Source organism: Serinicoccus sp. CUA-874 (assembly GCF_001942225.1).
Taxonomy (GTDB): Bacteria; Actinomycetota; Actinomycetes; order Actinomycetales; family Dermatophilaceae; genus Ornithinicoccus; species Ornithinicoccus marinus.
In genome coordinates this window covers 1-1,861 of record NZ_MKJZ01000023.1, presented here as the reverse complement: position 1 = coordinate 1,861, position 1,861 = coordinate 1, and the positions used below count along the sequence as shown (strand labels likewise).

The window sequence follows — 1,861 nt, the reverse complement described above, 5'->3', positions numbered from 1 at the left end:
CCTAGGAGGGCGCTGAACAATCCGCGCGTCGCCGGGGGTTGGCCGGGCGCTGGGTTGAGACTCTGGGTGTATGCAGGGTGAGGCTGATCGGCAGCGGGAGCTGTTGGACGTGGAGGCGTTGGCGGGGCACTTGTTGCCGGCGGGGAGCGTGTTCGCGTTCCTGGCTGGGCACCGGTTGGAGCTGTTCCCGCCGAGCATGTTCGCTGACTTGTTCCCCTCGGGTCGTGGCCGGCCTTCGATCCCGCCGGAGGTCATCGCCTCGGTGCTGGTCCTTCAGACCCTGCATGGGCTCTCGGACCGGGACGCGGTTGACGCGCTGACGTTCGACCTGCGCTGGAAGGCGGCCTGCGGGTACGCGGTCGACGGGACCGGGTTCCATCCCTCGACGTTGACTTACTGGCGAAAGCGGCTGGCTGCCAGCGACCGTCCGCACCGGATCTTCGAGGCGGTCCGCGAGGTCGTCACCGCCACCGGCGCGGTAGCCGGTAAGCAGCGGCGAGCGTTGGATTCCACGGTGCTGGACGACGCGGTCGCCCGGCAGGACACGATCACCCAGCTGATCGCGAGCATCCGGCGGGTGTCCCGGGACGTGCCCGACGCGGCCGGCTTGGTCACCGGGCACTGCACCCGGCTGGCCACGGTCACCGGCCAGGACTACACCGTTACCAGCAAGCCACCGATCGCCTGGGACGACGAGACCGCCCGTGAGGAACTGGTGACCGCCCTTGTCAACGACGCCCTGGCGCTGCTGGGCGCCCTGGACGTGAAGGCGATCGAGGCCGCCGGCGGCAGGGCGGCCGAAGCGGTCGCGCTGCTGGCGCTGGTCGCCGGGCAGGACGTGGAACCGGCCGAGGGCTCGGACGGCACCGACGGGCGGTGGCGCATCGCCCGCCGCACCGTGCCGGACCGGACGATCTCCACCGTCGACCCCGACACCCGGCACGCGCACAAGACTCGTGAACGCCGCCAGGACGGGTTCAAGGCCCACGTCGTGATCGAGCCGGACACCGGGCTGATGACCAGGGTGGCGCTGACCAAGACCAACGGACCGGACAACTCCGACGCCGCTGTGGGCGCGAACCTAGTCACCACCGATCCCACCATCGAGGACCCGGCCGACGTGCAGGTCCTGGGCGACTCTGCCTACGCCAGCGGGCCCATGCTCGCCACCCTCGCTGCGCAGCAGTGGGCGCCGGTGCTCAAGCCCTGGCCGTTGCGGCCCGCGGTCGAGGGCGGGTTCACCCTGGACGACTTCACCCACGACCCCGCCGCGGGGACGTTGACCTGCCCGGCAGGGATCACCCGCACGATCAGCCCCAAGGGCAAGGTCACCTTCGGTGCCGCCTGCGCAGGCTGCCCGTTACGGCAGCGGTGCACCACTGGCGAACGTGGCCGCAAGATCACCCTCGGTGAGCACCACCAGCTCCAACGCGACCACCGCGAACGTGCCCAGGACCCGGACTTCCAGGCCGTCTACCGACGGCACCGGCCGATGGTCGAACGCTCCATCGCCTGGCTCACCAAAGGAGCACGCCGCGTGCCCTACCGCGGCGTGACCAAGAACGACGCCTGGCTGCACCACCGCGCCGCCGGCCTCAACCTGCGACGCCTCCTCAACCTCGGACTGACCCACCAGCACGGGACCTGGGCCATCGCCTGAGCATGGGGTCCCCACCGGCACCGCTGCACCCTGATACCCGCCCCTGACCGGGCGCAGGATGGCCTCAGGCGGGCGGAACGAACCCCTTCCTTCCACCCACGGGTGCTGACCCCACCGCCGCAAGACGGCCCTGGTGGCGCTCCGCCAGCCCCTTCACGCCAAACCCGCCCCGCGATCGCGCCTTGTTCAGCGCCCTCCTAG

Annotated in this window: 1 protein-coding gene; it reads left to right on the top strand. The window is 70.9% G+C overall.

Features of this window, described 5'->3' with window-relative positions; translation table 11 throughout:
* Positions 1-70 precede the first annotated feature (70 nt).
* Entirely contained in the window at positions 71-1,660 is a 1,590-nt protein-coding gene (locus BJF80_RS08820) for an IS1182 family transposase (RefSeq protein WP_075812957.1), read from the top strand.
* Positions 1,661-1,861: the final 201 nt, after the last annotated feature.

Excerpts from the sequence above, each read along its gene's own strand:
- BJF80_RS08820 (WP_075812957.1), top strand. The coding sequence starts at position 71 with ATGCAGGGTGAGGCTGATCGGCAGCGGGAGCTGTTGGACGTGGAGGCG.